The following is a 24173-nucleotide window of genomic DNA, read 5'->3' as shown; positions in this document are numbered from 1 at the left end:
GTGGGAAACATATTTTCACCGAGTAATAGTAGTTAGCTTTCGAAAGGCTACCTCACCCTAAGGCTTCAAGCTGTCCTTATCCACTTTTTGTATACCCCCGTTTAAAGGTCGTTTACCTTTTGTGTACCCCCTGAAATTGTTGTCGGCATTTGTACGCCTTAGGTTTGCATTGCCTTCGGGAACAGACATTCTGGTCTGTTTTCTAGAAGAGCAGTTCAGCCATTATTTCAAATTACTATCAGTCATGAAAAGAATCATTACCACCAGACCATTCCATTATTTCATTCACACACTGACATTTGTTTTTTTATTATTAAAAATCCTCACTGCGGATGCTCAAATTCAATGGACAGGCTTGACGCTGAGCCCGGAGCAACAGCTTCATGACGTAGCCTTTGGAGCGGGCAGATATGTTGCAGTGGGTGAAAATAATATCGTCCGCACTTCGACAGACGGCGAAACCTGGAAAACGCTGCAGCTAGGCCTGGCCAACGGTGGCACATTATACAGTGTTATTTTTGCCAATAACCAGTTTGTTGCGGTCGGCAGTTCGGGCTTGATCGTCACTTCTACGGACGGGATTTCGTGGATCCCAAAATCGATGGTCACCACACAGAAATTCAAGAGTATCGCTTACGGTTACGGAACATTCGTAATCGTAGGCTCAGCAGGCGCATTACTGACGTCGACAGACGGACAAAACTGGACAAAACTGCCCAATGGCCTGGATGACCTGAATGACGTTGCCTATGTGGATTACGGTTTTATTGCTGTGGGGCCGAACGGATTGATCAAAACATCTTCTGAAACGGGAATAGACTGGTCCGTAAAAAGCTCGGGAACTGTTAACGAGTTGCGGGCTGTAAAGGGTGGCTTTAACGGAAGTTCTGTGATCGTAGGTGACAAGGGAACCATCTTGCATTCAAAGAATAGTAAATACTGGACGTCTATTCCAAACCAGGACAAAACATTATCCCTCAGTGGTATCGAATGCAATCCGTCGAACGGCCGTTTTGTGGCCGTTTGCTCAAATAAAAATATAGCACTAGTTTCTGGCAATGGTGAAGGCTGGGGTGACGCACCCGTCCCAACCGGATCGGCCTGGTATTTTAACCGAGTCCGATTTGTAGGAAATTCATTTCTAGCCGTTGGAGGCAAGGGAACGTTCCGTTCATCGTATAACAACGGCTATTCCTGGTCTTCACCAACCACCAATTTCAGGACTATGCAGCTGAATGGCGCGGCCTATGGAAACGGGACTTTTGTAGCGGTAGGAAGTGCGCCGCTGGACAATGGAGCGACAGGGCTGGGTCAAACAAACCTCGCCATTACCTCCACAGACGGGGTGAATTATACGGTCGGGCAAACGGTCAAGCTGGTCGGTGGCGCAAAATCCATTCATGATGTTGCTTTCGGAAACAATTTATTTGTAGCCGTCGGGGCCGATGCATTGATCCAGACTTCGCCGGATGGGAAAGACTGGACCTATCGCCAGGTCGAGTTTGGACAACAACTTAACGGCGTCACATTTGGCAATGGAAGGTTTGTGGCAGTCGGGCTCCATGGCCTTATTATGTGGTCTTACGATGGAATGGTTTGGAAGAAATCGACTAATAAGGTCCTTTACTCCATTAAGACCGTGGCTTATGGAAACGGAATGTTCGTGCTCGTCGGACCCTACGGTCTTATTGGAACATCGCCGGATGGCAGTAACTGGTCGTACCGTTACAGTGGCACCACTAACCACCTCAACGGTGTCGCGTTTGGACATAACCAATGGATTGTGGTTGGACAAAACAATACCATCCTCACCTCCCCCAATGGAGATAAATGGACACCGTTAACCCCCAATGTCGCGATAGGAAATAGTGACTATACGGATATCATTTATGAAAGCCATTTTTTGATCACAGGTACTAACGGTAAGATCGTAAGATTTATACCCAATACATGGTGGTCAAATCCATCCTCATCCACCTATAAGCACCTCAATACCGTCACTTACGGCAACGGCCGGTATATTGCAGGAGGAAATTCCGGAGCTTTGCAGATGTCGATTAACCCCTATTATTATCCTGATACTCCGGGTTCGCCAGCCGAGGAAGCTGCACGCACTGTCAGCAGTAACGCCATGGACGAAAATGCGGTCGAAGAAGAAACCCCGGAAGTTGCATTCAGCGCTACCACTTATCCTAATCCTGTGAATGATCAGTTTTCCGTTAATATAGAAGGTGCAGGGGGAGAAAAAGTGAGGCTCCAGCTGCTGGACATCTCTGGTCGTACGATCCTGGATAAAGTGGTGACTGCTGGATCAGGCACTTACCAGGAGACTATATCGATGGCTCAAAAACAAGCCGGAATGTACCTCCTGCGGGTCAGCACCGCCACGCACACTCAAAGTTTGAAAATACTGAAAAGATAGGTGCGGGGGGCAGTAAGTTGATTACGAACGACCTAACTTCGATAACTTCTGTAAATCAACCAAAATCTGGTTCGACATTTGTTCCGCTGCGGGCACAAAACGCTGTTTCTGTTATCAGGAACGGCGTTTTTGCTTTTCGGGACAAATAGCGGGACAAAATTCACCCGTTTATTAACCGATTGACTGCTCAACCCCGCACGCAAGAAAGCGTTCCCATAAAAACTCATCCGAAATATCATTCCAAAACCACCCTCATTTTCTCCACTTTCTGCCGGGTACTATCGATTTTAATGACATGGAAATAGTACGTTCCCCGCGGCAAATTGTGAGTGTCAATCTGCACTTTCCGACCTATGAGCGAATTTGCCGTAATATCTGTCGACAATTTCAACTCTGCTGATTTTTCTTCAAATACCTGAATCTGGTCTGGCAGATCGCTATCGTTAAAATTCGAAAAATCAAACGTCACCATATCTTTCGCGGGATTCGGATAGGCAATAAGCCCTCCGAAACAGCTGTTCACACAGATTGTCGTTCCATCAATAACGGATCCACAGGCATTGGAAACACTAATTTGTAACCCATAACAGTCCTGCACGAAGCTATTGAAATAAGCTATCCCATTTCCGTTGTCCATGAGCGTAGCGTTGAAGGCATTACCGCTCGTGATTGCCCAGCTCGCGCTCGTCGCTCCGGTAAGGTTAGCGACAACATCCTGCCCTTCTCCCGTACAAACATCGGAATCGACATTGATACTGCCGACAAGCGGCTTGCCTACGTGCACCGTCTTGGCTCTTGTGAAGTTACCACACCCGTTATTCAATGTAGCCGTAATGGTTACCTGTCCATTCGCACTTCCAACACGACTCGCGGTTCCCGCTGCATTTATCGTAAGTATCGAATTGTTACTGGAACTCCACGAGACGACCGACGTGCCCGGCTGCAAATTGGCAACAGAATACGATGACGTTGTGCAAACAAAGCCGCTCCCCGCAATATGTGAAAGGTTAATGCTCGGAGTAGTGGTGTTGCCGAAATTTGATGGGTCGAGCCAGTTACTTAGTCTTGTAGCATTAGTCCCCAAACCTGTCCATGAATTATCAAAGCGACCGAAGGCATCTTTCATAAGTCCGGCAGGAGCGTTGCAATATGACGGGCCGCCAGACAATTGGCCAACGATTTTCTTGGATTGGTTGAGAAGTGGTGCACCTGATGAACCATCTTCTGTGACACCATTATTCCATGAAACGATCCAATGTAATGATCCGGCAGGCTTTTTTCCATTGACAAACAAGTAGTTGTCCTGCCTTTGAGGGGCGCTGTTAAACGTGGATATCTTCATTACATCGCATTTAGGGTGGTGAATGGTTGCACCGCTGCTTGCGGCATTGACCGTCCTATCCCAGCCCAGGTAGGTGATTCCGGAGTTCGGATCCGGCATTTGATTCAATTGCAACAACACAAAATCGGATGGGTCTGCATTTGCACGTAGCGTTGAACCATAAAACTGGATATAATTTGGATCATCCTGCGAAGGGTTGCAAACAGGGCTCCAATACTGAAACATGAACCGCCATTGGCTAACAGGGCCTGCGCCCGGCAAGCAATGATTGGCTGACAGTATATATGGGACATTATTATTACACGAATTATTGATCATCGAACCTGAACAAAATCGCTCCCCATTCGCATCTAAAAGCAGGCAAACCGCATTACGCTCAACTTCCCATACATTTCCAAAGCACACCACATTGTTGCTCGCTAGGCAACTGCCGGAAGCACCAAATCCGCCGACCTTGCTAAGATCAAAATCACGGTATCCATAGGCAAGTGCCGAGATTCCAAGTTTAAGAGCTCCTTTCTGTTTTGTCAGCAACTTTGCCTCGATCCAGATCGAATCCCCATTGAAAACCGGACTGGCCCAGGTCTTGCTATCGTTATTTTCTTTGGAAGTAATCGGGCCCGCTATGGTACCGCTCGCATTATAAATTGTCAGCTCGCCGAAGTCGGGGATCGCAAATGCACTAAAATTCAGACTTAGCGACTTTGCATCGGGCGCTACGATCAATAGCCTGCCGTAGGTCAATGCGCCTCTCGTTACCCAATGAGCCGATGCTACAAAGTCCACATTTATTTTCGTTGCTGTTGCAAAGCGATAAGTTTTGGACCCCATATCCAAAGAATCTTCCCGCAAAAGCGCATCGATTTTCCGTCGGTCCGGAACTTCTGATTGATAGACCGCTGCAAAGTGGTCGTTAATGTAAAATCCCTGTTTCGAATTTAGCGAAATGCTTCTACTATTCTCAATGCCTATCTGGCCCCAGCATTGTTGTACTATCAAAATAGAAAGGGTAATGATGGCTAAAACATTTTTCATAATGTTTGATTTTAATGTGTGTACATTATTTAACTCTGTCAAAAACCAATTCTCCGTCTTGATGAATCAATCTCAATTCTTTGTACTTCAAATTGATCGCATTTTTCCTGAGCGAAAATCTGTTAACGGAGCGAATGACACCATCAAGTAAATAGGCCCACTCGCTATCTCCTACTTTGTTGCTTGGCCAATAAGTGAATGCAATCGAATCCTCAACCGTTTTGTAGTCACCCGTGAATGTGTCGTACGACAAGGTGCCCTCGATATTCCCATCCGCCATAAACTCGATTTCGACATCTTTATACCGCCAATTCTTTGAATCTGGTTTCGAATACGTCTTTCCTTTATCAATTACCTTCTCCATTCGCCATCGGCCAATCAGGTTTTTGGGGTTGGTATCGACGTCGTCCATACAACTCATCGTAATAAATACGAGCTGCAATAACAACAGCAAAATGGAAGTTTTGAGATGTATACATTTCATAGTTTCGCGCATTTTGAATTGAAACATGGCGAAATGTATAAAACAAAAAACCATTCATTTGTAGTAACAGACCGGTGAATGTCCGAACGGTACCGATGAATTATCATATGTTAAAAAACCCCTCAATTTTTGAGGGGTTTTAACGAAACAAATTCGTTAGTTTTATTAAACTTTGTCATTAATAAGTGAATTACATTTTTATTCGAATTTGCTTTGATCAATTTTATTAAGAATATTCACATTCCTTATAATTCACAACAACTATGAAAAACCTTAAAAGAAATGCCCTGTTATGGTGCGGGAGTAGCGAAAGCCCCCGGAATGCTTGTTGTGAGCATTAAGGACACCTTAGACAGGGCTCTTTAATCCTTAAAAATTCACAACTATTATGCACACATCTATTGCCGACGATTCTGCGGATTCGTCTCGTCTGGCCCGCTACGGCCAGCTAGTTCAAGATTTACTATCTCAAACCAGTCCGGATGAGTGGATTGGAGACCTTTGGTCGATTTATAGCGGCTATATGGTTTTTGAGAAGGAGGCGGGATATAATCCGCGATGTACAGAGATTTTCGAGACTTTCAGGGAATTGGTTTTCTTTTTTCAAAAGGCCCAGAAACTGAGAGCATAGCAATGAAAGGAGGCAATTCATTTCAGTATGGATTGCCTCTTTCAATAAATCGGGTTTTTGTCCTGATTCCACATCAAATTCGTCGCTAATACCCCCTCCTGTTCCGACAAAGCTCTTTTATTTTTACATAAAACAGACCGGGGATTCCACACAGAATCGAAAGGATCAATTTCATCGAAAAGCGACTTGAAATCATGGAGACCATCAAACAAATCAGCCTGAATAGTGAATGCGTGGTGATTACTGCCCGGCAGGTCATGCTTTCCAACTCCACATTCAATGATGTCAATATGAGCAACGTATCCATTTCGGATGCCAATCTGAGCGACTTGAAGATCGAAGGGGCGCAGCTGGGCGGAGCGGTGTTCGAAAATATCGGTATGTGCCCGCCCGACCACCCGATGTACGATCCGAATGCCGAGCAACGCCCTTTGCATTTCGAGCATTGCGATTTGCACAACAGCAAATTTGTAAACTGTGACCTCCGTGGCGTGGAGTTTTCGGGCTGCAATATCGAAGGGCTACGGATCGATGGCGTGTTGGTTTCGGAATTGCTGGCTGGCAGGAAGTAAAATGATTGACCTTTGGAACAAATCCGTCCTTGACAGCGGTTGCGGGAGTGCGTATTTTGCATAAAGTTTGCATTCACAACGTCCCCAAAACCTACCGCCATGGCCGATTATTCCGTCAAACTGCTCGCCAAAAAGCCTGTTACCCATAATGTAAATGCCTATACGGTGGAGAAACCGGCGGGTTTCTCCTACACACCGGGACAGGCAACGGATTTCTCGATTCAGAAAGACCCATGGACGGCAGAGAAACGGCCGTTCACTTTTACATCGCTGCCCACGGCGGATACGCTTGAATTCACGATCAAATCCTATACCGATCACGATGGGGTAACCAACGCATTGACAAAAGTCCAGCCGGGCGACCATTTCGAAATCAGCGACGCCTGGGGTGCCATCGAATACAAAGGCGAAGGTGTGTTTCTCGCGGGAGGGGCCGGTATTACGCCATTCCTGGCCATTTTCAGGGATTTGTATTCCAAAGGAGAGGTCGGGGCGAACCAGCTCTTCTTCTCCAACCGCACCACGGCCGACATCATCCTCAAAGAAGAACTTGAACAGATCCTCGGCGACCGCTTCTTTAACCTTATCTCCGATGAAAATGCAGAAGGTTACTATCACGGCCGCATCGACAAGGATTTCCTGCAAGCGCACATTACCCATTTCGACCAGCCATTCTATGTCTGCGGGCCGGATGCATTCACGGAATCGATCTTGAAAGCACTCGAAGAGCTCGGTGCGAAGGCGGAAACGTTGGTATTTGAGAAGTAAACTGCTTTTTAAGACATGCACGGGACTTGATTCATATATAGCCAAACTGTTCAAGCTCCAAATGCACGTTTTTGAGCAGAACGCTTCGTCCAACCGGCACAATCAGGTACGTTTCATCGGCGAGGTTCAGCACTTCCTCATAGAAATGGTCAGAAACCAGAATGCCTTTCCTGGCCTTTTGTTCTGAAATTGCCTTTCCCATTTGCTCGACATTAATGGGTGAGAGTGCGGCAAACGGCTCATCCAGCAGCGTAAAAGCGACTGGCATCAGCAACACGAGCAGTGTCGCGACGAGCCGGCGGTTACCTGTCGACAAATCCCCTATTCGTGTGCGTCCATATTGTTCAAGACCTTCAAAGTGGTGGCATAAAGCCGTAAAATCGACATCATACAACCTGCATGCATCGCTCACGCGCAGGCCCGCAGGTAAAAACGGCTGCTGAGGCAAGTAGCTGATCAGCCCGCGATGTTGGTAAGGATGCGAAAAATAGTCTCCATCCACCCGCACGGACTGGCTCTGGCCCCGGAGCGTACCGAAAATCATTTGCATCAAGCTGGATTTCCCAGTCCCGTTACGGCCCAGCAACCCGGTAACATGGCCTGTTTGCAGCTTAATGTAAATATTCTGAAGAATTTTCTGTCCTTCATATTCCAGCCACATACTGTCCGCTTCGAGAATGCGACTGCTTATTTCATCCATTCGGCAGATAATTGGATAGTGACAATTGATAAAGAGAAGAGGACAAAATCAGTAATGAAAGCCGAGGTGAAAAGCTGCCGTCGGGAAAGATTTGCATTCGCATAGAAGAAAAATAAATGCGCATACCGCCGACGCAAAATGTAAACGGTAATGCCTTGCAAGAAGCATTTGAAAAGGATCAGCGCGGGTATTAATACGTACAGATCACGGCCTGTCGGTCGGCCTAACGCGAACCACGCAGTCATTGGAATAGCCCATAGGTAAAATCCGATTGAACGATAAAATATGGCTAAGAGATGCAGTTTTGTCTTCATTCAGAGCACCTTAACGATTGATATTCGCTAAAATAATAGCCTACGTTCCAATTAATTCGGGTTTAAGAATTTTTAACAAATCTCCGAAACCAGCAATTTTCAACGGCATCGCCAGGCTTTCTCCCGGGCTTACATAATGATCGGCAAGCCGCTCCCCTCCATGTTCACTTACATTTCAAAGATTTTAACGAAATATAAGTTTGATAACTAAATTTTAGTTATACCTTTGGATCATGGAACCGATTACTCATTCTGAGGAAAACATCATGCGCATTCTCTGGGAGCTTGGAGAGGGGGTTGTGCATGACATTATCGAAAAATTGCCTGAGCCTAAGCCGCCTTACACCACGGTGTCGTCCATCGTGCGGCTGCTGGAAAAAAAAGGCTTTATTGATCACAAGGCCTATGGGAAAACCTATGTGTACTACCCTGCCATTACCCGCGAGCAATATGCACGGCGCTCGTTTTCCGATTTGATGAAGCATTATTTCCAGGGCTCCCCGAAGAATATCGTGTCGTTCTTGATGGAGGAAAATACCCTCAAACCGGACGAAATCGATGATTTAAAGCAACTGATAGACTCCTATTATCCCAAATCCTGATCGCTATGGCCGGTATCTATCTGTTGGAAGTGAACGTCTGCCTTGCAGTTGCAATCCTGCTTTACAGAACCGCATTTCAAGGCCTGACCTTCTTTGCAGCCAACCGGTTATACCTTCTCTTCGCGATGGTATTCAGCATTGCTGCACCCATGCTGAAACTACCGCTCTTGCCCGACCGGTGGGAAGCATCTTCGGGCGTAGCCATGCGTTTTATTACCCAACCTGCATTGCCCGAAGCCATAGCAGGTCATTCTCCTCAATGGCACTTGTCCGACTTTTTGTACATCCTTTGGATAATTTATGGCTGCATTACCGCCTGGCATTTGTACAAATTGTTTGCAGACATTTTCGCGACCGTCCGACTGATCCGCAAACACACTTCCAGAAAACTGGGAAACGTGCGCCTCGTGTTGGTCAATGATGAAATACCGGCTTCATCCTTTTTCAATTACATATTTATCAACCCAAAACTACTCAACAGCGAGTCCCTACGCACGTGCCTCGCGCACGAACTCGTGCATTGCAAGCAAGGGCACACGGGCGATTGGCTGCTCGTCCGCTTCCTCAGCGCGTGTTGCTGGTTCAATCCGCTGATGCGTTTCTGGCGGGAGGCAATCACGGTCAATCATGAGTTTATCGCCGACCAACGGGCCGCCCTGCGGGCCGGGAGATTTCGCTACACGCATTTACTCCTGGACCTTTCATCATCCACGCAAATCTCAACCCCGCATTACTTTTCATATTATGGTCAAATCAAATCACGGATTATCATGTTACATCAAACTCCATCCAGGGCCGTGAACGGGCTCCGCTTCCTGGCAACAGTGCCAGTAGCCGCATTAATACTATTCCTTTTCGCCTGCGAAAGACCAGACGGAGAAGCAAGCAGTATTTCAGAATATCTCAATAAAGATCTCGTCGGCATTTGGGAAAATATGAACCGCATGACGATCAACGACAACGACGGCAAAACACCCCGCGATTTCCCCGAACGTTCGGGCGACGTGAAAGTATGCCTGTCCAAACTGGAACTTCGTGCCGACGGCCATTTCGAAATGCAGGATGCCGCGAATACCAACAAACTCACCGGCACCTGGCAAAGTAACAGCGCAGGCAATGAAGTTCAGCTTTTCTGCAACAATGAAACGTCGGGCACGTCTGTCATTTCTTTGCAGCTTGAAGGCGACGGAAATGGAAACATGGAAGCCTGGCAGCATTATTCTGCGGATGAAAAGCTTTCAGCAGGCCGCGTGTTTTATGAGTACAGAAAGCTCTAAAAATTTTTAATCTTTATAACTAAATTTTAGTTATAAAACGAAACACAAGTAATGTAGACTGAGATTAGTAAAATAAAAAGCCCTTCGGACGATAACTCCCAGGGCTTCTTCTATTTATATTATAACAGACTGCTAAGCGCCTGCCTTTTTCTCCCGCATTCGCTTCACGATCCGCACCGCAGTCATAATCACGATCGCAAACGCAATCAATCCGAGCACGCCCCATAGCCAGTCGACCGTATTTTTTAACACGACCAGAAACACGATGGAGAACAGGAATATCGTCGCTACCTCATTAAAAAGCCGCAATTGGAATGAGCTGTACCGAAACTTACCGGCACGCAGTTCGAGTAATATCTTGCGGGTAATGGAATGATACGCCAATAACCCTAATACAAATACGAGTTTCAGCTTCATCCAACCCTGATCGAGCCATGCGGGTGTGATATAAAGCATGGCGGTACCGCACAGCAATGCGAGCCAGCATGCGGGCGTCATAATCGCATTGAAAAGCAATTTCTCCATTTTTGTAAATTGCGCAAGGAGGATTTCGCGCTCGGGGCTGGGCTTGTCGTTGGCCTCGGTATGGTACACAAACAGCCTGGGCATATAGAAAAGCCCTGCAAACCAGCTCACTACGAATATAATATGAAGCGCTTTGAAATGAAGATAGGTCATAAACTACCACAGATTTGGTGCCGGCGGGATTTCACTCTTCCCGATCTTTTGGCCCTCAAATTTCGTAAATATTATAGGATTACGGTGATAAAACTTTATTGACGCCGTAATCGTTACCGAAACAGTGATAACCCGTATTTGAAGATGAGAACCACCATCCCGATTTTCACGTTTATATTTTTGTGCTGCGCGGCCCTTGTATCGTGCGCACAGACAGACAAAAAACACAAGAGCAAAATGGACAAAGAAACAGCCTCAAGCGCACTCGACGAAAGCAACGTTGATACCGCGAACACACAAGTCGCAACATTTGGTACGGGATGTTTCTGGTGCACCGAGGCCGTGATGGAATCACTGGAAGGCGTTAAGAAAGTGGTTTCGGGCTATTCGGGCGGGCATGACCCCAATCCCAACTATAAAGCCGTATGCACGGGCACAACCGGCCACGCGGAGTGTGTGGAAGTGACCTATGATCCCAAGGTGATCAGCTACGCTGACCTGCTGGAAGCTTTCTTCCGCAGCCACGACCCCACTACGCTGAACCGCCAGGGAAATGATGTAGGCACGCAATACCGTTCAGTCATTTTTTACCATACCGACGAGCAGAAGCAGCTTGCGGAAACAGCCAAGGCTGAGCTGGACAAATCGGGCGCATATGCGAATCCGATTGTAACCGAAATCACCAAATTTCAGAAGTTTTACCCGGCCGAAGACTACCACCAGAATTATTTTGCCAACAATCCCGAGCAGGGCTACTGCGCCTTCGTGATTGCACCAAAACTGGACAAATTCAAAAAGGTATTTAAGGATAAGCTCCGGAAGCACATCTGATTTTGGATTAAATAAAGAAGCCGGAACCACTTATAAAGTAACCTTCTCCGGTTAATAACTATAAATGGCACAAGTTTTGAAGCATTGAAATAAAGGCTTTAATTTGTGCCATTATTCTTTAACAATAAATAATCTATTACGATGAAAAAGACTCTATTCATGCTGGTAGTTGCCGCTCTTTTCAGCGCAGCTTCCGAGAAGGCGTTCGCCCAATTCGAGAAAGGAGATAAATTATTGAATGCGGGTATCAACCTTGGTGGTACGTACGGCGGCGGTGGCGTCGGTGTTGGTGCTTCGTTCGAAGGAGGTATCCACGACTTCATCAGCGTTGGTGGCCAGGCTGACTTTACAACCTGGAACTACGGTTATGTTGGTTACAAATGGAGATACAACTTCTTCACAATCGCAGCAAGAGGTTCTTACCACTATGGCAAGCACTTCCTGAAACTGGATAACCTTGATTTGTACGCAGGTCCTTCGTTGGGTTACCGTGTTTCATCTTTCAGCGATCCTGATGGCTGGTCAGGCGTTTACGATGACGGCTACGGCAGCGGTGTTTTCTTCGGTGTTTTCGCAGGAGCACGTTACTACTTCAAGCCTAACATGGGCGTATTTGCAGAAGTTGGTTACAATGCTTCTCCATTGAAAGCAGGTATCGCCTTCAAATTCTAAGAAATTCAAAATCATAAAAAATCGGGCTCCGAGGTATTCGGAGCCCGATTTTTTTGTTTTCGGTATTTCAGAAATTCAATGCTAATGTTAGGCTCCCGGCACGCTGTGTTGGGCTGAACGACGGCCTGATACTGATCGTCAAAGGCTCTCCGCGACGGATCAGCTCCCGACGGATGCGGCTGGCTTTGGCGCCATTCTTACCGCCTTTCACAAACCCGACAGTACCGAATGTGATCGCGCCAGCGAAGCCGCCTAGCATCATGTATGCGCCCTTACGCGCGCGCAGCTCGTCCTGGTAGCTCTTATAATTGCCATTATCGTCCATAGCACTGGCCACAATGCCGGTGCCGATAGCCGCCACAATTACGCCTACCGAAGTACCCGCAATGCCCATGACCATTCCCGCTTTTGAACGCGTCTTGTAATAGGTATACATGCTCCGCAAATGCTCGGGCGAAGAGTTCCTGACATCCTCTGCGAACTGAACCGCCGGTTTTACCGGTCCGGTGGCAGGCTTGCGAGCCGCCGGGCGCGGCTCCTGCGGTTTTGAAGCCGGAGCTGGATTGGTAGGAGAATAGTAATTCTGCACTTCCAGTGTCGCTTCAAACGTTTCTTCTTCACCGTTCCCATAAAGGATAGAGGCGATTTCGGACTTTTTAACGGAAAAAAGCGGCCCTTCCGGGTCGCTTATCTTCTTGTATTTCACAACCTGATCGTCCACTTCCTGGATATACACTTCCAGTTTGGACTCGTCGCGCAGCCTGATCACATCGGCCTTTCGCGGCGTTTGTGCATTAGCCTGAACGATAAATAGCAACATTAACATGGCTAGAAGCTGATTTTTCAGCTTGGGTAAAATTACTTTCATGTGGGAAGGACTTTTTGTAACTGATTTCACCCTATGAAAGTAATCAATTTACCGGAATCAGAACGTCAACCTCAGTCCGAGTTGCGCCGATTTATTGAACGGGTCGACGCGCGGCGTAATGCTGAAAGTCGTCAGCGGCTGGTTCCGTCGTTGCAGTTCGTTCTTGATCTTTTCGGCCTTCTTGCTATGAATCTTATAGTTCTTAAAACCGATCAACCCGAAAACGACCCCTACCGCGGGACCTGCAATCGCGAGTGAGGCACCGATCGTCTTGTTATCAGGGCTGTCGCCTGTACTGGCCACGATAATGCCGGATACCAATGTCGCCACGGCCACCGAAGTAAACACAATGGCACCTTGTTTGCCATCCATCGCCCGGTTATGGTGGTACTCATATTTATCCCGTAGCTGATCTGAATTAGCCATCACCACACTTTTCTCAAACGGATCGGTCGGCAGATTATTCATATCCGCATACTGCCCGACGCTATCTGGCGGGATCCGGCCCGGCGGAATAGAGTCCTTTACATTGATAATCTTGCCGCTTTTTAGCAAAACGCGCGCTACTTGGTCCAAATAAATGTAGGTAGCTGCGCTATCGGCCTTGCCCAGGTCGCGATAGTTGATCTTCTCGTAGCTCATTTGCGTGATGAGCGCCTGAATGCGCGAACTATCGCGCTTGATGATCACGTCATTTTTCCGGCCGGTTTGCGCCATGGCAGCGAAACTCACCAATGCAAACAGCAGGGTAAGCGGCAGGAAAGAGGTAGGTCGTAACGTGTGTGCCCGCATAGTTTTAGGTTTTTTGAATGGAAAAAGATGGTTTAAACGTACACAACTTTTAAGATTCAACAAAAACCGTGCTATTACACCCCGAATTTATTGAGCTGCTTCACCAGCACTTCAAAATCCTTGGGATAAGGCGCCTCCACACGTATATCCTCGCCGTTCATAACCGCAAATGAAAGCGACCGCGCATGCAACGCAACACGCTGAATAAGAGGCTGTTCTTCCGTGTCTTTTTTGAGATTGAACTTCCTTTTCAGACCTGAAAGGAAAATAGGCTCGCCGCCATATTGGGGATCGTTGACGATCGGCGCTTTGAGGCACGACAAATGTACCCGGATCTGGTGCATACGCCCTGTAATGGGGATACATTCCACTAAAGTATAGCCGCGGTATACCTGCAAAGTATTGAATATCGTCTCTGCTTCCTTCCCTTCCGCCCGGTCGATCTTCACCGCCGTTCCGTTTTTCAAAGGCAGGATCGGAAGGTATACCGAAACCCCTTCCAGGTCGTGGATACCGTTGACTACTGCGTGATAGCGTTTGGTAACTTCACGGTGCTCAAACTGCATCGCCAAATGCCGGTAAGCAGCCGGGTTCTTGGCAAATGCCAGGGCACCGGATGTCTCCTTATCGAGGCGGTGGGCCGCTTGCAATTCGGGGTTATATTCTTTGGCGAGTCTCAGCACGCTTCCGCCGCGGTCGGCCGTGCGTTCATCCAGCGTTGCCAGATGCGGCGGCTTATTCACCACCAAAAAATCCTCGTCCTCGAATATGATAATGTCTTTGAAATTGATCTTCATGATATTGTTATAAAAATAATCCGGATGATGCGCCTCATCGGGCCATTCATCCGGATTCTCTCGGCCACTGGCCTTTATCCGCTACAAAGATAATTATACTATTTGTTTCTGTAAACTTCTTTGCGGTTCCCTACTTTGATAACCTCAACTACGAGCTGCCTGTCTTCTATCTCGTAAACAATGCGGTATTGCCCCACTCTCACCCGGTAACTATTTCTAAAATTTTCCAGCTTCTTGACTCCGCCAGGCCTGGGATTATTCGCCAAGGAATCAATTGTTTCTATTATTTTAATTCTGAAGTCCTTCGGAATCTGCTGAATCTCTTTTAAAGCAGAGTTTTTAATCGAGACCTTATACATGGGTCAATCCATTGACAAAAGGCCCTTACGTGCTTCGTCCCAGCTAACCGACTCTTCGTCCTTTCTGGTCTCGATGGCAACCGCATCTTCAATATCTTCGAGTATATCAGCCAGATTTTCCCGGTGTTTCAGTAATTCCAGGTCTATAACGACAGCCTTTTTTTGACCAACCTCATCTGTCAGATAGCTAACTCCTTTCATAACACAATCCCTTTTGAATTTTATTCAAGTTAGCCAAATTTAGACTTCAAACCAACGCACTCACCTTCGTAGGGTTCGGGTTGATCGTGTCCGATTCGACAAGTCCATCGCGAAGGCGCACGATGCGGTGCGCGTAGTGCGCGATGTCCTCTTCGTGGGTTACCATCACGATCGTATTGCCTTTGCTGTAAAGCTGGTCGAACAGGTCCATGATTTCGTAGGAAGTTTTAGTGTCGAGGTTACCGGTCGGCTCATCGGCAAGCAGAATGCTGGGATCGTTCACGAGCGCGCGGGCGATCGCGACGCGCTGGCGCTGGCCACCCGAGAGCTCGTTCGGCTTATGCCCTGCCCGGTTTTCTAATCCGACATTTTTGAGCGATTGCATCGCTTTCTCCGTTCTGTCGGCCTTACTCAATCCTGCATAAATAAGCGGCAAAGCCACATTATCCAGCGACGACATCCTCGGAAGCAGGTTAAATGTCTGGAATACGAAACCAATTTCCTTGTTCCGGATCTCGGCGAGCTCGTTCTCCGTCATATCCGAAACATCCTTATTATTGAGGATGTATTTCCCGGTCGTCGGTGTGTCCAGACAACCGATAATGTTCATCAAGGTTGATTTCCCCGAGCCCGACGGTCCCATAAACGCCACATATTCCCCTCTATTAACCGAAATTGTAACGGATTTAAGCGCCTGGATGATCTCGCTGCCCATTACGTAACGTTTGGCGATCTCGCTGGTTTCTATGATTTTCATGAAGACGATTTTTCAGTAGGAATATAGCTGTTATGAGTCAGGATGCGGATGAAATTTTATGAAAAAACCCATGCACAAAAAATGAAGCCAGGATCACCGGCGGCGGAATATCTTCATTAGTCACCTGTCCCTCCCGCTTCCAGAACCCCGCAGACTCAAACTGCGCTTCGGATTCGCCATCGCTCACTGCCCATTTGCCCCGCAGCCACGAATCAAGCCGCCAGTAATATTGTACGCCGTCATAGGTGATCTGCGCCTTGCTCCGAAAAACGTTGTAATCGATGCTGCCCAGCACATTTTTCCCTTCGATGTCACATATTTCGGTGCGCGATTGGAAAAACCCTTTGCTTTTGAATGTGAGCATGTGACCGTCGAGCTCGCCCCGACCGTCGTATTTCCAGGGGGATGTTTTCAGGATCCCGGCAATGACTTTACCCCGGAAAATCCGGCATTCCGTTTCAGTGAAATTGGATTTCCAGGACAAAGCCGCCATTGATGAAGAGTAATTTTGAGATGGCTAAAATATTAAATCATCAAAATTCTGCTCTTTGTTTTTCGATAAGTGCCCGCATCGGCTGATAGCGCGTCAGAAAACGCTGATAACCGGCAGGCAATGCATATTGTTTTACCTTCGCTTCTCCCTCTGCAGCCTGTCCGAGCAAGCCCTGTTCGAGACTCAGCAATGCATATTGTTCCCAAAGTTCGGGAGCGTATTCATTGTATCGCAATGCGTCCAGCACCAATTGATATGCCTGTTTCACCTGCTTCTTGCCACGATAATATTCCGATGCTGCCGATACAATACGCGCATCGAACGGATTAGCGCGCACGGCGCGTTGAATATTTTGCGCAGTAGGCGATTTCGAAACCACCGCAAACAGCGAGTCCGTTATCGATTTCGGCCTGGCGCCCGAGAACAACGACTGTTTCAATTGTTCAACCGCGGCATTCGGCTCCTTATCCTGAATTTTGTCGAGCAATACCACGGCGACCTCCTTTTTATCCGACAATGCATTCGCTACCGCCATCCCGATCGTCCCTTCAATGCCTTCCACGGGAGACAACGCTTCGATGGCCTTATCGTACAACCCGAGTTGGAGCAGCCAATGTCCCAGTATTTTGTGGTACAAATCACTCTTTTCCCCCTCCTCTGCCGTCCACGCGGTGAGCGTTTCCAGCGCTTTCAATTTGTTTCCGCTATAAAACTGCGGGTAAAGAGCTGCCAGCGACAAATCCTGCGACAGAACCGGATTTTTCACCGCCAATTTCGGCAAGAATGTGGCTGGTAAGGAGTCAAATGCGGCTTGGTTTGTGGCGTAGTTGAGCAAATAGGCCAGGGATGAAACACTTAAAAGCGAATCTTTCGGGACCGCATTCTTGTTAAAATCTTCTTTCTGAAACTGCTGTCTCAAATTCTGAACCGCCAGCCAGTTGGCCTGCCAGGAAATGTAATCATGCTTGTCGGAACTCGCTGCGAGGGAATCGAGCAGGCCGGCATCGGTGCTTTTGGCGAGAATTGCGAGCAAGTTCGTGGCCGGAATTTCCGGACGGGCCGCATTCGCTTTTGCCAAATCCAGGTAATAGTAAGCCGAATCGGCCACATTGGTTTTGGAATAAAGCATCCCGAGGTTATTCAGCAACTCTCCATTGGCCGGAAAGCGGCGAAGGCCTTCCTGTAAGCTGTATACGGCATCAAAAAACAGGCTTTCCTGACTCAGGATACCGCTTAGCCCCGCGTAAGCCTGCGGGGAAGGGTTTTTCAGCAATGCCTGCCTGAAATAGTAAGCTGCTGCATTGCGGTCACCCTGTTTCAATGCAATGGATGCCAGCGCATAGTTCGATTTATGGTTCTGAAATTCCTGCTGCAGCGCGAGTTTGTAATACTGCTCGGCAAGGGGAAACTCCTCCGTAGTGGCATGCAGATCGCCCAGCCCATTGAAATACCCGGCAATTGCCTGGTTAACAGGCAGCAGTCGTTGCATGGAAAACAATATGACCACCCCTGCAAAACCAAAAAGCCGTGTCTGCGTCAAACCGAAGCGGAGTGGTTTGTATAAAACCTTGTAAACAGCTAGCTTTTGCTGAAATAGCTCGTAGAAATTGATCAACACATAAAACAGGAAAAGCAAGCCCATAGCCAACTGCCCCTGAACAATCGTATCTTCCAGCGTTTCTAACACAGGATCGTTTGCGGTGCCGGCCATCAAGCCTCCAAAGGAAGCTGCAACAATAAACAATCCGATATAAAGCCAAAAGCCGGTACTCCTGAACGGAATAACACCCTGGGTAGAATCGGCGCGGCGCCTGAATCCCCAGATTCCGAGCACGCCCGATACCAACGCCAGGTAAAATGGATTGATCAAGGTCACATTCCAGTCTATCTGCCGGGTATTTTGGAGGTATATCAATAATAATAGCAGCAAATACAGCACGCTGATTACGATGAACTGTACCAGACCCGAGCGGCCCTTCCCAGCCTGCCCGCTCGTGCTGAGCCAAACGAGGCCCGCCATGATTTCAGTCGCTGAAACCAGCAAAAATAATATTGTAACAACGAGCCATAGCGGAAAAGAATAAACCGCAGCCGTAAGCGCCGGAACCGGTGATACCGACCCGAATGCAACCAGCCCCGCTAACATTAATGAAACACCAGCAATACCCGCAACGCGGCTGCCAATGCCGAGATCGGGCCGAAACGCATGAAAGTAGTAGGAAACACCGCCGTACAGCGCAGTAGCCAGCAGGAACAACAGACGGCTCTCAGCTCCGAAGACACGTAATGTCTCCAATCTCGCAAATGCGAGGAATAAAATAAAAAGGATCGTTCCGGCCAGGTACCAAAACCGCGACAGGGTGGTCAGCCCGGCCAGCACGAGCGAAAGGCCGATGAGGGCCCCTATCCAGAACAAGTAAATCGTCATCGCATTGACCTCCATCACCGACGCCATAAAACTTTCCGTCACCAGGTGCGTCGGCGTCGAAATGCCGTACTGCCATGGGCCGAGTTGGAGCACATCCACCACCGCCGTCGTTTCCGACAACTCGCTCACCACATTCCATCGCACCACATTCCCCAGCGGATCAATGCATTGCCAAACCAGAAAAGCCAGCCCCAAAATCAAAATCAGGAAAGCACCAACAGCCATCCGTCGCTCGGACGGCGACCATACCTTCCAAAAAAGTAACTCGTTCATATCATGTATTTTATATTGGAAATCGGTCAGAGACCGGTTATCTCCACCAAATCGTTCGTTTCGAGCAAAGCCAATGCCGACGCCAAATTTGCCCCAAAATTTCTTTCAATCTATTTTTAGATGTATTTCCGCAAGTCAACCAAATGACCTTCGGCGGACTGCCGAAGCGATTGAGTAAGGAGACAAAATCGTCGTCCTTCGTTATGACAATCGCATTTTTTGTTTTGGAAAAGGCGAATATCTCTTCGTCTTCGGAATGACGAAGATTAAGAAATTGGGCCGAAAAACATGGGATTTCAAAATTCCCGGTGATCCAGACAGCGAGCGCCGGAGGCAGTTGGGCGTCGAGTATGATCATCAGGCCGCTTGCAAAACGGGGCGGTTCAGTTTGGCCGCTGCATAAAGCAGACACGCGGTGATATCCTCCGGTTCGAGGTCCGGCAGCTCTTCTGTAACAATTTGTTCCGGCGTAAGACCTGCCGCCAGTAATTCAATCACATCGGTCACGCGGATACGCATATTCCTGATGCAAGGTTTTCCCCCGCATTGCTTGGGATTAAATGTAATTCGTTCCAGAAGTTGCGTGTTCATCTGCATTTTCATCGGTGTTCAATTCAAATTTAGGCGATTTTAATAACTATCTCAACCCCCGAAGTTGTTGGGAACCCACCTAAAAAGTTCCCGCTTCACCTCTCTCAAACCCACTTTCCGGAAATATTAAACACAGTTTTCGGGAAAAACGGGTGATTTTCTAAAAAATATCCAAATTTTCGCCTCGTCTGCTATTGGTACTGACCAAATTATCTCCTACTTTTGCGGTCTGAAAAAAACCTCATCCGAGATAATCAAAATTATATAATGGCAAACGCAGCAAACGTAGGAAAAATTACGCAGGTAATTGGCCCGGTTGTAGACGTATCATTTGAGGACAGCGGACGTATCCCTGCGATCCTTGATGCGTTGGAAGTCATCAAACCAAACGGTCAGAAAGTAGTTCTCGAGTGCCAGCAGCACCTTGGCGAAGACCGTATCCGTACTATCGCGATGGACAGTACTGAAGGTATGCAACGCGGCATGGAGGTTACTCCGCTCGGGGCACCTATCAAGATGCCTATCGGCGAAGGTATCAAAGGACGTCTGTTCAACGTAATCGGTGAAGCGATCGACGGTCTTACTCCGCTTGATTCTTCAACCGGTATCTCTATCCACCGCGCGGCTCCGAAATTCGAAGAGCTGGCAACCGCTACCGAGGTACTTTTCACAGGTATCAAGGTGATCGACCTTCTTGCTCCTTACGTAAAAGGTGGTAAGATCGGTTTGTTCGGTGGTGCGGGTGTAGGTAAAACCGTATTGATCCAGGAGCTGATCAACAACATCGCGAAAGCATATTCCGGTCTTTCGGTATTCGCTGGTGTGGGTGAGCGTACACGTGAAGGTAATGACCTGATGCGTGAGATGATCGAAGCGGGTATCATCAAATACGGCGAGGATTTCAAGCACAGCATGGAAGAAGGCGGCTGGGATATCTCCAAAGTTGATTACAATACACTGAAAGATTCGCAGGCAACATTCGTGTTCGGCCAGATGAACGAGCCTCCTGGCGCACGTGCTCGTGTTGCTTTGTCAGGTTTGACAATGGCTGAGTATTTCCGCGACGGAGATGGCGAAGGACAAGGCCGCGATATCCTTTTCTTTATTGATAACATTTTCCGTTTTACACAAGCTGGTTCAGAGGTATCCGCTCTTTTGGGACGTATGCCATCTGCGGTAGGTTACCAGCCTACGCTTGCTACTGAAATGGGCCAGATGCAGGAGCGTATCACATCTACAAAACGTGGATCAATCACTTCCGTACAGGCGGTTTACGTACCTGCGGATGACTTGACTGACCCGGCTCCGGCAACAACATTTGCTCACTTGGATGCAACAACGGTATTGAGCCGTAAAGTATCTGAGAAAGGTATCTACCCTGCTGTGGATCCACTTGACTCCGCTTCACGTATTTTGAATGCTGAAACCTTGGGTGCAGCTCACTACGACTGCGCGCAGCGTGTGAAAAACATTCTTCAGCGTTACAAAGAATTGCAGGATATCATCGCGATCCTTGGTATGGAAGAACTTTCAGAAGAGGACAAACTGGTTGTATCACGTGCACGTCGCGTAGAGCGCTTCCTTTCCCAGCCGTTCTTCGTAGCAGAGCAGTTCACAGGTCTGAAAGGAACTTTGGTTGATATCAACGATACCATCAAAGGCTTCAACCTGATCATGGACGGTGCTTACGATCACCTTCCTGAAATGGCTTTCAACCTCGTTGGAACCATCGAAGACGCTCAGGCGAAAGGAGAAAAAATGCTGGCGGAAGCAGGCAGATAAGCAAAAACTTTTGACTCATGCATTTAGAAATCATTACCCCAGATAAAAAGGTATTTGCCGGCGAGGCAACTGCCGTTACATTACCGGGTACCGAAGGACAGTTTCAGGTTCTGAACCGTCACGCGCCGCTGGTCAGCACGCTGGGCAAAGGTGATGTGGTAGTCGATACCGGCGCTGCAAAGCAAAACTTCGTCATCGACGGTGGTGTTGTGGAAGTGCTGAATAACAAAGTATTGGTTCTCGCCGAAGCCGTTCTTTAAGGAATATACATTGAATACAAAAACGCGGATGCTGTGAAAACGGCATCCGCGTTTTTGTTTACAGAACATTTTATATCAAATGGCGCGCACGACCGGTGGATAATCCATCCCACCACCTAGCTCATTTGTCCAATCGCACTCCGATTTTCATGGTAACCTTGCCGCAACAAACCCGCAAGAACCATGACGTTTACATTAAAAACAGGACAGACACTGGCAGACATCTTCCCGCGCAACAAATGGAAGGTACTTTTCCCCGCTTCACAATATCCGGAGACCCGCAAGCGGCTTAATGCCGAACAATATGTTGGAATATTGAAAATCCACGGAGCACCGACTACACGCTCAAAACCAGCTAAGGGATGAAAGGCGCTAAATTGTTGCTCGATACCAACATCGTCGTCTCCCTGTTTGAAGGCGATGCCAACCTTGGATCTCTACTGCAAAATGTCGAGGCTTACCTTTCATTTGCTTCGGAGATCGAATTGCTGGGGTCCAAACATGTCAATCCTGAGGATCAAAACTGGGTTGATACGTTTCTGGAAGAATGCTACGTTGTGGAAGTCGATTTCGGCGTCAAAGAGTTGGCTGCCTACATTCAATGGCATTACAATCTGAACTTGCAGGAAGCGCTCGTCGCAGCAACTTCCATGTCGCTGGCGATCCCACTCCTTTCACAGAATGCTCATTTTCAGAAAATCCGTGAGTTGGTTTTTGTTCACTATCAACCTTCAATCGAAACTTCTCTTCCTGAGGGTTATTATGATATTTAAGAACAGGTTACGGCAAATTGCCCTCAACAATATCTAAGAATGCCTGTAAGCGAACAATCGGAATGCTTTCAAAAGATTCGAGGTTCAGTAGACCGGGTTTATCACCCGTGACTATGAAATCAGCCTGCCCATCCTTGGCCAATGCGAGGATAAAATTATCATCAGGGTCAGGACTCGCCTCGACATGGGAAGTAACGATGATTGGCTTTAACCGCCGTTTTAGAGAACCAATAAACAGGTCTGCCTCCTCTATTGTAATATATTTTCGGAATTTATCACGATAAGCGACATCTCGGATCTCTTCCAGAAGAATAATATCAGCCAATATCTGGACGCTTTCATTTAACAGAACACGCTCCAACTTAGCCCTATGTGTTTTTCCAATGAGGGCGCTTATGTAATCTGTTGTGTCAATAACAACTTTCACTTCTTCGTGCTCCTGGCCGCCCGAACTGCTTTTATTTCGGCAAGAATCTCCTCCTCGGTGATGTCGGGATCCGTCTGTGGCAATCGGCCTGATAGCTCAGCCCATTCATTGCGGAAATCGACGAAAGAAGCCTGTGGCTCAGGCTGTCTGATTTTTAGAAATTTCAGGCTTTTCAACAACTCCAATACGAATGGAGCTTTTTTTTCAGGGATATCGATTATTATTTCCATAGTAATGCGCACGTTATTGCATTACCAATATAACATGGAAACATCAACTTTGGTTACCTTCCAAGGCTAACCCCGAGATAATCAGCAAAATCGCCCCATTCGACAACGCCTCGAATTCTACTGCTTCTGCATTCCCCAAGGCCAGACCATCCCGCCGTTCGAGCAACCGGTTCTGCACTTCGAAAGCCCCTTCAATCACGAAAATAAATGCGCTGTGATCGGGGCTCCAACTGGTGAAAATGCCTTCTTCCCGGCCGTCGTATTGGCCGATAAACAGATGGGCGGAGCTTCCGTTATGGCCCCTGACCGGGAGAAGGACATTTTTTTCACTTAAATCAAACTGAACAGTGACGCCTGATAATGGCATCGGGGTGCTTAAAGACGTATTGTCATTGATCCTGATCTGCAAATAGTTGATCGCTTCATCAGGGTACGGATTGGTAATCATGTATACTTCATCGGGAGACGCGAGTAAGAACAGCGCCTCACCGGAATTGACAAATCTGGGCTCCCCACCCTTTTCCCCGACCTCGATCGCCCCAACCACGGGCAACAAAATGACCTGGCAAACCCGCTCTACCCGTAATGTATGGCTGCATTCAGGCATCAAAGTCTCGTCGTTCATTGCTTCCAGCGTGCCAAAGGGCTCGCGATCGGCAGCATGGTATTCCTCAAAATTGAAGGTCCTGAAACTCCGGTAACCCTCCGTCTGAAACCGTCCGCGAAGGCTTTCCAGATATATTTGAGCATCAGTTTGGGTCAGCATCGTATCGAATTTTAGGGGTATATCATTGTCCACGGTCGGCAATCCGTT

The 24173-nt window shown here is 47.8% G+C and carries 29 protein-coding genes; 12 read left to right on the top strand and 17 right to left on the bottom strand.

Translation table 11 applies throughout. From position 1 onward, the window contains the following. Nucleotides 1-244 precede the first annotated feature (244 nt). Entirely contained in the window at nucleotides 245-2422 is a 2178-nt protein-coding gene (locus CLV60_RS32065; RefSeq protein WP_106599486.1) for a T9SS type A sorting domain-containing protein, read from the top strand. A gap of 235 nt (nucleotides 2423-2657) precedes the next feature. Here CLV60_RS32065 and CLV60_RS32060 read toward each other — a convergent pair whose 3' ends face one another. Together CLV60_RS32060 and CLV60_RS32055 are read right to left on the bottom strand one after the other, a co-directional pair. After that, nucleotides 2658-4799 (bottom strand): T9SS type A sorting domain-containing protein, encoded by a 2142-nt coding sequence (locus CLV60_RS32060; RefSeq protein ID WP_106599485.1) that lies wholly within the window; start codon nucleotides 4797-4799, stop codon nucleotides 2658-2660. Between the two features lie 25 nt (nucleotides 4800-4824). Further along, nucleotides 4825-5283, bottom strand: a complete 459-nt coding sequence (locus tag CLV60_RS32055; RefSeq protein ID WP_146151633.1) for a hypothetical protein — start codon at nucleotides 5281-5283, stop codon at nucleotides 4825-4827. A 388-nt stretch (nucleotides 5284-5671) separates the two neighbouring features. On the opposite strand from CLV60_RS32055, the gene CLV60_RS32050 reads away from it, so the two are divergent. The 3 genes from CLV60_RS32050 (at nucleotide 5672) to CLV60_RS32040 (ending at nucleotide 7254) form a co-directional block, all read left to right on the top strand. Further along, the gene (locus tag CLV60_RS32050) at nucleotides 5672-5914 is read left to right on the top strand and encodes a hypothetical protein (protein WP_106599483.1); all 243 of its coding nucleotides are present in this window, start codon (nucleotides 5672-5674) and stop codon (nucleotides 5912-5914) included. Nucleotides 5915-6108: 194 nt separating this feature from the next. Then, nucleotides 6109-6486 (top strand): pentapeptide repeat-containing protein, encoded by a 378-nt coding sequence (locus CLV60_RS32045; protein WP_106599482.1) that lies wholly within the window; start codon nucleotides 6109-6111, stop codon nucleotides 6484-6486. Between the two features lie 99 nt (nucleotides 6487-6585). Then, nucleotides 6586-7254 carry an FAD-binding oxidoreductase gene (locus tag CLV60_RS32040; protein ID WP_106599481.1) on the top strand — a complete coding sequence of 223 codons (669 nt, stop codon included), beginning with the start codon at nucleotides 6586-6588 and terminating at the stop codon, nucleotides 7252-7254. Nucleotides 7255-7285: 31 nt separating this feature from the next. Here the strand turns inward: CLV60_RS32040 and CLV60_RS32035 are convergent, their stop codons facing one another. Further along, nucleotides 7286-7954 (bottom strand): ATP-binding cassette domain-containing protein, encoded by a 669-nt coding sequence (locus CLV60_RS32035; protein WP_229211228.1) that lies wholly within the window; start codon nucleotides 7952-7954, stop codon nucleotides 7286-7288. Nucleotides 7955-8501: 547 nt separating this feature from the next. Here CLV60_RS32035 and CLV60_RS32025 point away from each other — a divergent pair. Both CLV60_RS32025 and CLV60_RS32020 read left to right on the top strand, forming a co-directional pair. Beyond that, entirely contained in the window at nucleotides 8502-8870 is a 369-nt protein-coding gene (locus tag CLV60_RS32025) for a BlaI/MecI/CopY family transcriptional regulator (protein WP_106599480.1), read from the top strand. A gap of 5 nt (nucleotides 8871-8875) precedes the next feature. Beyond that, entirely contained in the window at nucleotides 8876-10147 is a 1272-nt protein-coding gene (locus tag CLV60_RS32020) for a M56 family metallopeptidase (RefSeq protein ID WP_106599479.1), read from the top strand. Nucleotides 10148-10279: 132 nt separating this feature from the next. On the opposite strand, the gene CLV60_RS32015 is transcribed toward CLV60_RS32020, so the two are convergent. Next, the gene (locus CLV60_RS32015) at nucleotides 10280-10825 is read right to left on the bottom strand and encodes a CopD family protein (RefSeq protein WP_106599478.1); all 546 of its coding nucleotides are present in this window, start codon (nucleotides 10823-10825) and stop codon (nucleotides 10280-10282) included. Nucleotides 10826-11062: 237 nt separating this feature from the next. Here CLV60_RS32015 and msrA point away from each other — a divergent pair, with 237 nt between their 5' ends. Continuing rightward, on the top strand, nucleotides 11063-11656 hold the full coding sequence (gene msrA / locus CLV60_RS32010; RefSeq protein WP_106599477.1) for a peptide-methionine (S)-S-oxide reductase MsrA: 594 nt from the start codon (nucleotides 11063-11065) through the stop codon (nucleotides 11654-11656). A 141-nt stretch (nucleotides 11657-11797) separates the two neighbouring features. Beyond that, complete coding sequence (locus tag CLV60_RS32005) at nucleotides 11798-12328, top strand: hypothetical protein (protein WP_106599476.1); 531 nt, start codon at nucleotides 11798-11800, stop codon at nucleotides 12326-12328. 67 nt (nucleotides 12329-12395) lie between these two features. Here CLV60_RS32005 and CLV60_RS32000 read toward each other — a convergent pair whose 3' ends face one another. From CLV60_RS32000 to CLV60_RS31955, 10 genes are all read right to left on the bottom strand, one after another. Beyond that, nucleotides 12396-13196: a hypothetical protein gene (locus CLV60_RS32000; protein WP_106599475.1), complete on the bottom strand. Its 801-nt coding sequence runs from the start codon at nucleotides 13194-13196 to the stop codon at nucleotides 12396-12398. Between the two features lie 57 nt (nucleotides 13197-13253). Next, nucleotides 13254-13988 carry a hypothetical protein gene (locus CLV60_RS31995; protein WP_106599474.1) on the bottom strand — a complete coding sequence of 245 codons (735 nt, stop codon included), beginning with the start codon at nucleotides 13986-13988 and terminating at the stop codon, nucleotides 13254-13256. 74 nt (nucleotides 13989-14062) lie between these two features. After that, a complete protein-coding gene (locus tag CLV60_RS31990; protein WP_106599473.1) occupies nucleotides 14063-14785 on the bottom strand; it encodes an RluA family pseudouridine synthase in 723 nt (240 codons plus the stop codon). Nucleotides 14786-14883: 98 nt separating this feature from the next. Then, nucleotides 14884-15144 (bottom strand): type II toxin-antitoxin system RelE family toxin, encoded by a 261-nt coding sequence (locus CLV60_RS31985; protein WP_106599472.1) that lies wholly within the window; start codon nucleotides 15142-15144, stop codon nucleotides 14884-14886. A 3-nt stretch (nucleotides 15145-15147) separates the two neighbouring features. Next, the gene (locus CLV60_RS31980; RefSeq protein ID WP_106599471.1) at nucleotides 15148-15345 is read right to left on the bottom strand and encodes a hypothetical protein; all 198 of its coding nucleotides are present in this window, start codon (nucleotides 15343-15345) and stop codon (nucleotides 15148-15150) included. Nucleotides 15346-15391: 46 nt separating this feature from the next. Beyond that, a complete protein-coding gene (locus CLV60_RS31975; protein WP_106599470.1) occupies nucleotides 15392-16102 on the bottom strand; it encodes an ABC transporter ATP-binding protein in 711 nt (236 codons plus the stop codon). 37 nt (nucleotides 16103-16139) lie between these two features. Next, nucleotides 16140-16595 carry a hypothetical protein gene (locus CLV60_RS31970; protein ID WP_106599469.1) on the bottom strand — a complete coding sequence of 152 codons (456 nt, stop codon included), beginning with the start codon at nucleotides 16593-16595 and terminating at the stop codon, nucleotides 16140-16142. Between the two features lie 40 nt (nucleotides 16596-16635). Next, nucleotides 16636-19296 (bottom strand): tetratricopeptide repeat protein, encoded by a 2661-nt coding sequence (locus CLV60_RS31965; protein ID WP_106599468.1) that lies wholly within the window; start codon nucleotides 19294-19296, stop codon nucleotides 16636-16638. Between the two features lie 37 nt (nucleotides 19297-19333). After that, a complete protein-coding gene (locus tag CLV60_RS35115) occupies nucleotides 19334-19654 on the bottom strand; it encodes a DUF5615 family PIN-like protein (RefSeq protein ID WP_211302305.1) in 321 nt (106 codons plus the stop codon). Beyond that, on the bottom strand, nucleotides 19654-19887 hold the full coding sequence (locus tag CLV60_RS31955) for a DUF433 domain-containing protein (RefSeq protein WP_170118923.1): 234 nt from the start codon (nucleotides 19885-19887) through the stop codon (nucleotides 19654-19656). Before CLV60_RS31955 ends, CLV60_RS35115 begins: the two co-directional genes overlap by 1 nt. A 267-nt stretch (nucleotides 19888-20154) precedes the next feature. Between CLV60_RS31955 and atpD the strand changes: the two genes are divergently transcribed. From atpD to CLV60_RS31935, 4 genes are all read left to right on the top strand, one after another. Continuing rightward, on the top strand, nucleotides 20155-21669 hold the full coding sequence (atpD, locus tag CLV60_RS31950; RefSeq protein ID WP_106599467.1) for a F0F1 ATP synthase subunit beta: 1515 nt from the start codon (nucleotides 20155-20157) through the stop codon (nucleotides 21667-21669). A gap of 17 nt (nucleotides 21670-21686) precedes the next feature. Then, nucleotides 21687-21929, top strand: a complete 243-nt coding sequence (atpC, locus tag CLV60_RS31945) for an ATP synthase F1 subunit epsilon (RefSeq protein ID WP_090387034.1) — start codon at nucleotides 21687-21689, stop codon at nucleotides 21927-21929. A gap of 183 nt (nucleotides 21930-22112) precedes the next feature. Then, on the top strand, nucleotides 22113-22295 hold the full coding sequence (locus CLV60_RS31940) for a hypothetical protein (protein WP_106599466.1): 183 nt from the start codon (nucleotides 22113-22115) through the stop codon (nucleotides 22293-22295). Beyond that, nucleotides 22292-22702 carry a PIN domain-containing protein gene (locus tag CLV60_RS31935; RefSeq protein WP_106599465.1) on the top strand — a complete coding sequence of 137 codons (411 nt, stop codon included), beginning with the start codon at nucleotides 22292-22294 and terminating at the stop codon, nucleotides 22700-22702. Before CLV60_RS31940 ends, CLV60_RS31935 begins: the two co-directional genes overlap by 4 nt. A gap of 7 nt (nucleotides 22703-22709) precedes the next feature. Here CLV60_RS31935 and CLV60_RS31930 read toward each other — a convergent pair whose 3' ends face one another. The 3 genes from CLV60_RS31930 to CLV60_RS31920 are packed head-to-tail and all read right to left on the bottom strand — an operon-like array spanning nucleotide 22710 to nucleotide 24125. Beyond that, nucleotides 22710-23129 carry a putative toxin-antitoxin system toxin component, PIN family gene (locus CLV60_RS31930; protein WP_170118922.1) on the bottom strand — a complete coding sequence of 140 codons (420 nt, stop codon included), beginning with the start codon at nucleotides 23127-23129 and terminating at the stop codon, nucleotides 22710-22712. Further along, nucleotides 23126-23359: a hypothetical protein gene (locus tag CLV60_RS31925; RefSeq protein WP_106599463.1), complete on the bottom strand. Its 234-nt coding sequence runs from the start codon at nucleotides 23357-23359 to the stop codon at nucleotides 23126-23128. Before CLV60_RS31925 ends, CLV60_RS31930 begins: the two co-directional genes overlap by 4 nt. Before the next feature lie 43 nt (nucleotides 23360-23402). Beyond that, the gene (locus CLV60_RS31920; protein WP_106599462.1) at nucleotides 23403-24125 is read right to left on the bottom strand and encodes a pirin family protein; all 723 of its coding nucleotides are present in this window, start codon (nucleotides 24123-24125) and stop codon (nucleotides 23403-23405) included. Nucleotides 24126-24173 lie beyond the last annotated feature (48 nt).

It is taken from the genome of Dyadobacter jiangsuensis, from assembly GCF_003014695.1.
GTDB classification, from domain to species: Bacteria; Bacteroidota; Bacteroidia; order Cytophagales; family Spirosomataceae; genus Dyadobacter; species Dyadobacter jiangsuensis.
Note: the sequence above shows the minus strand (reverse complement) of the source record. Positions and strands in the feature narration are given on the sequence as shown.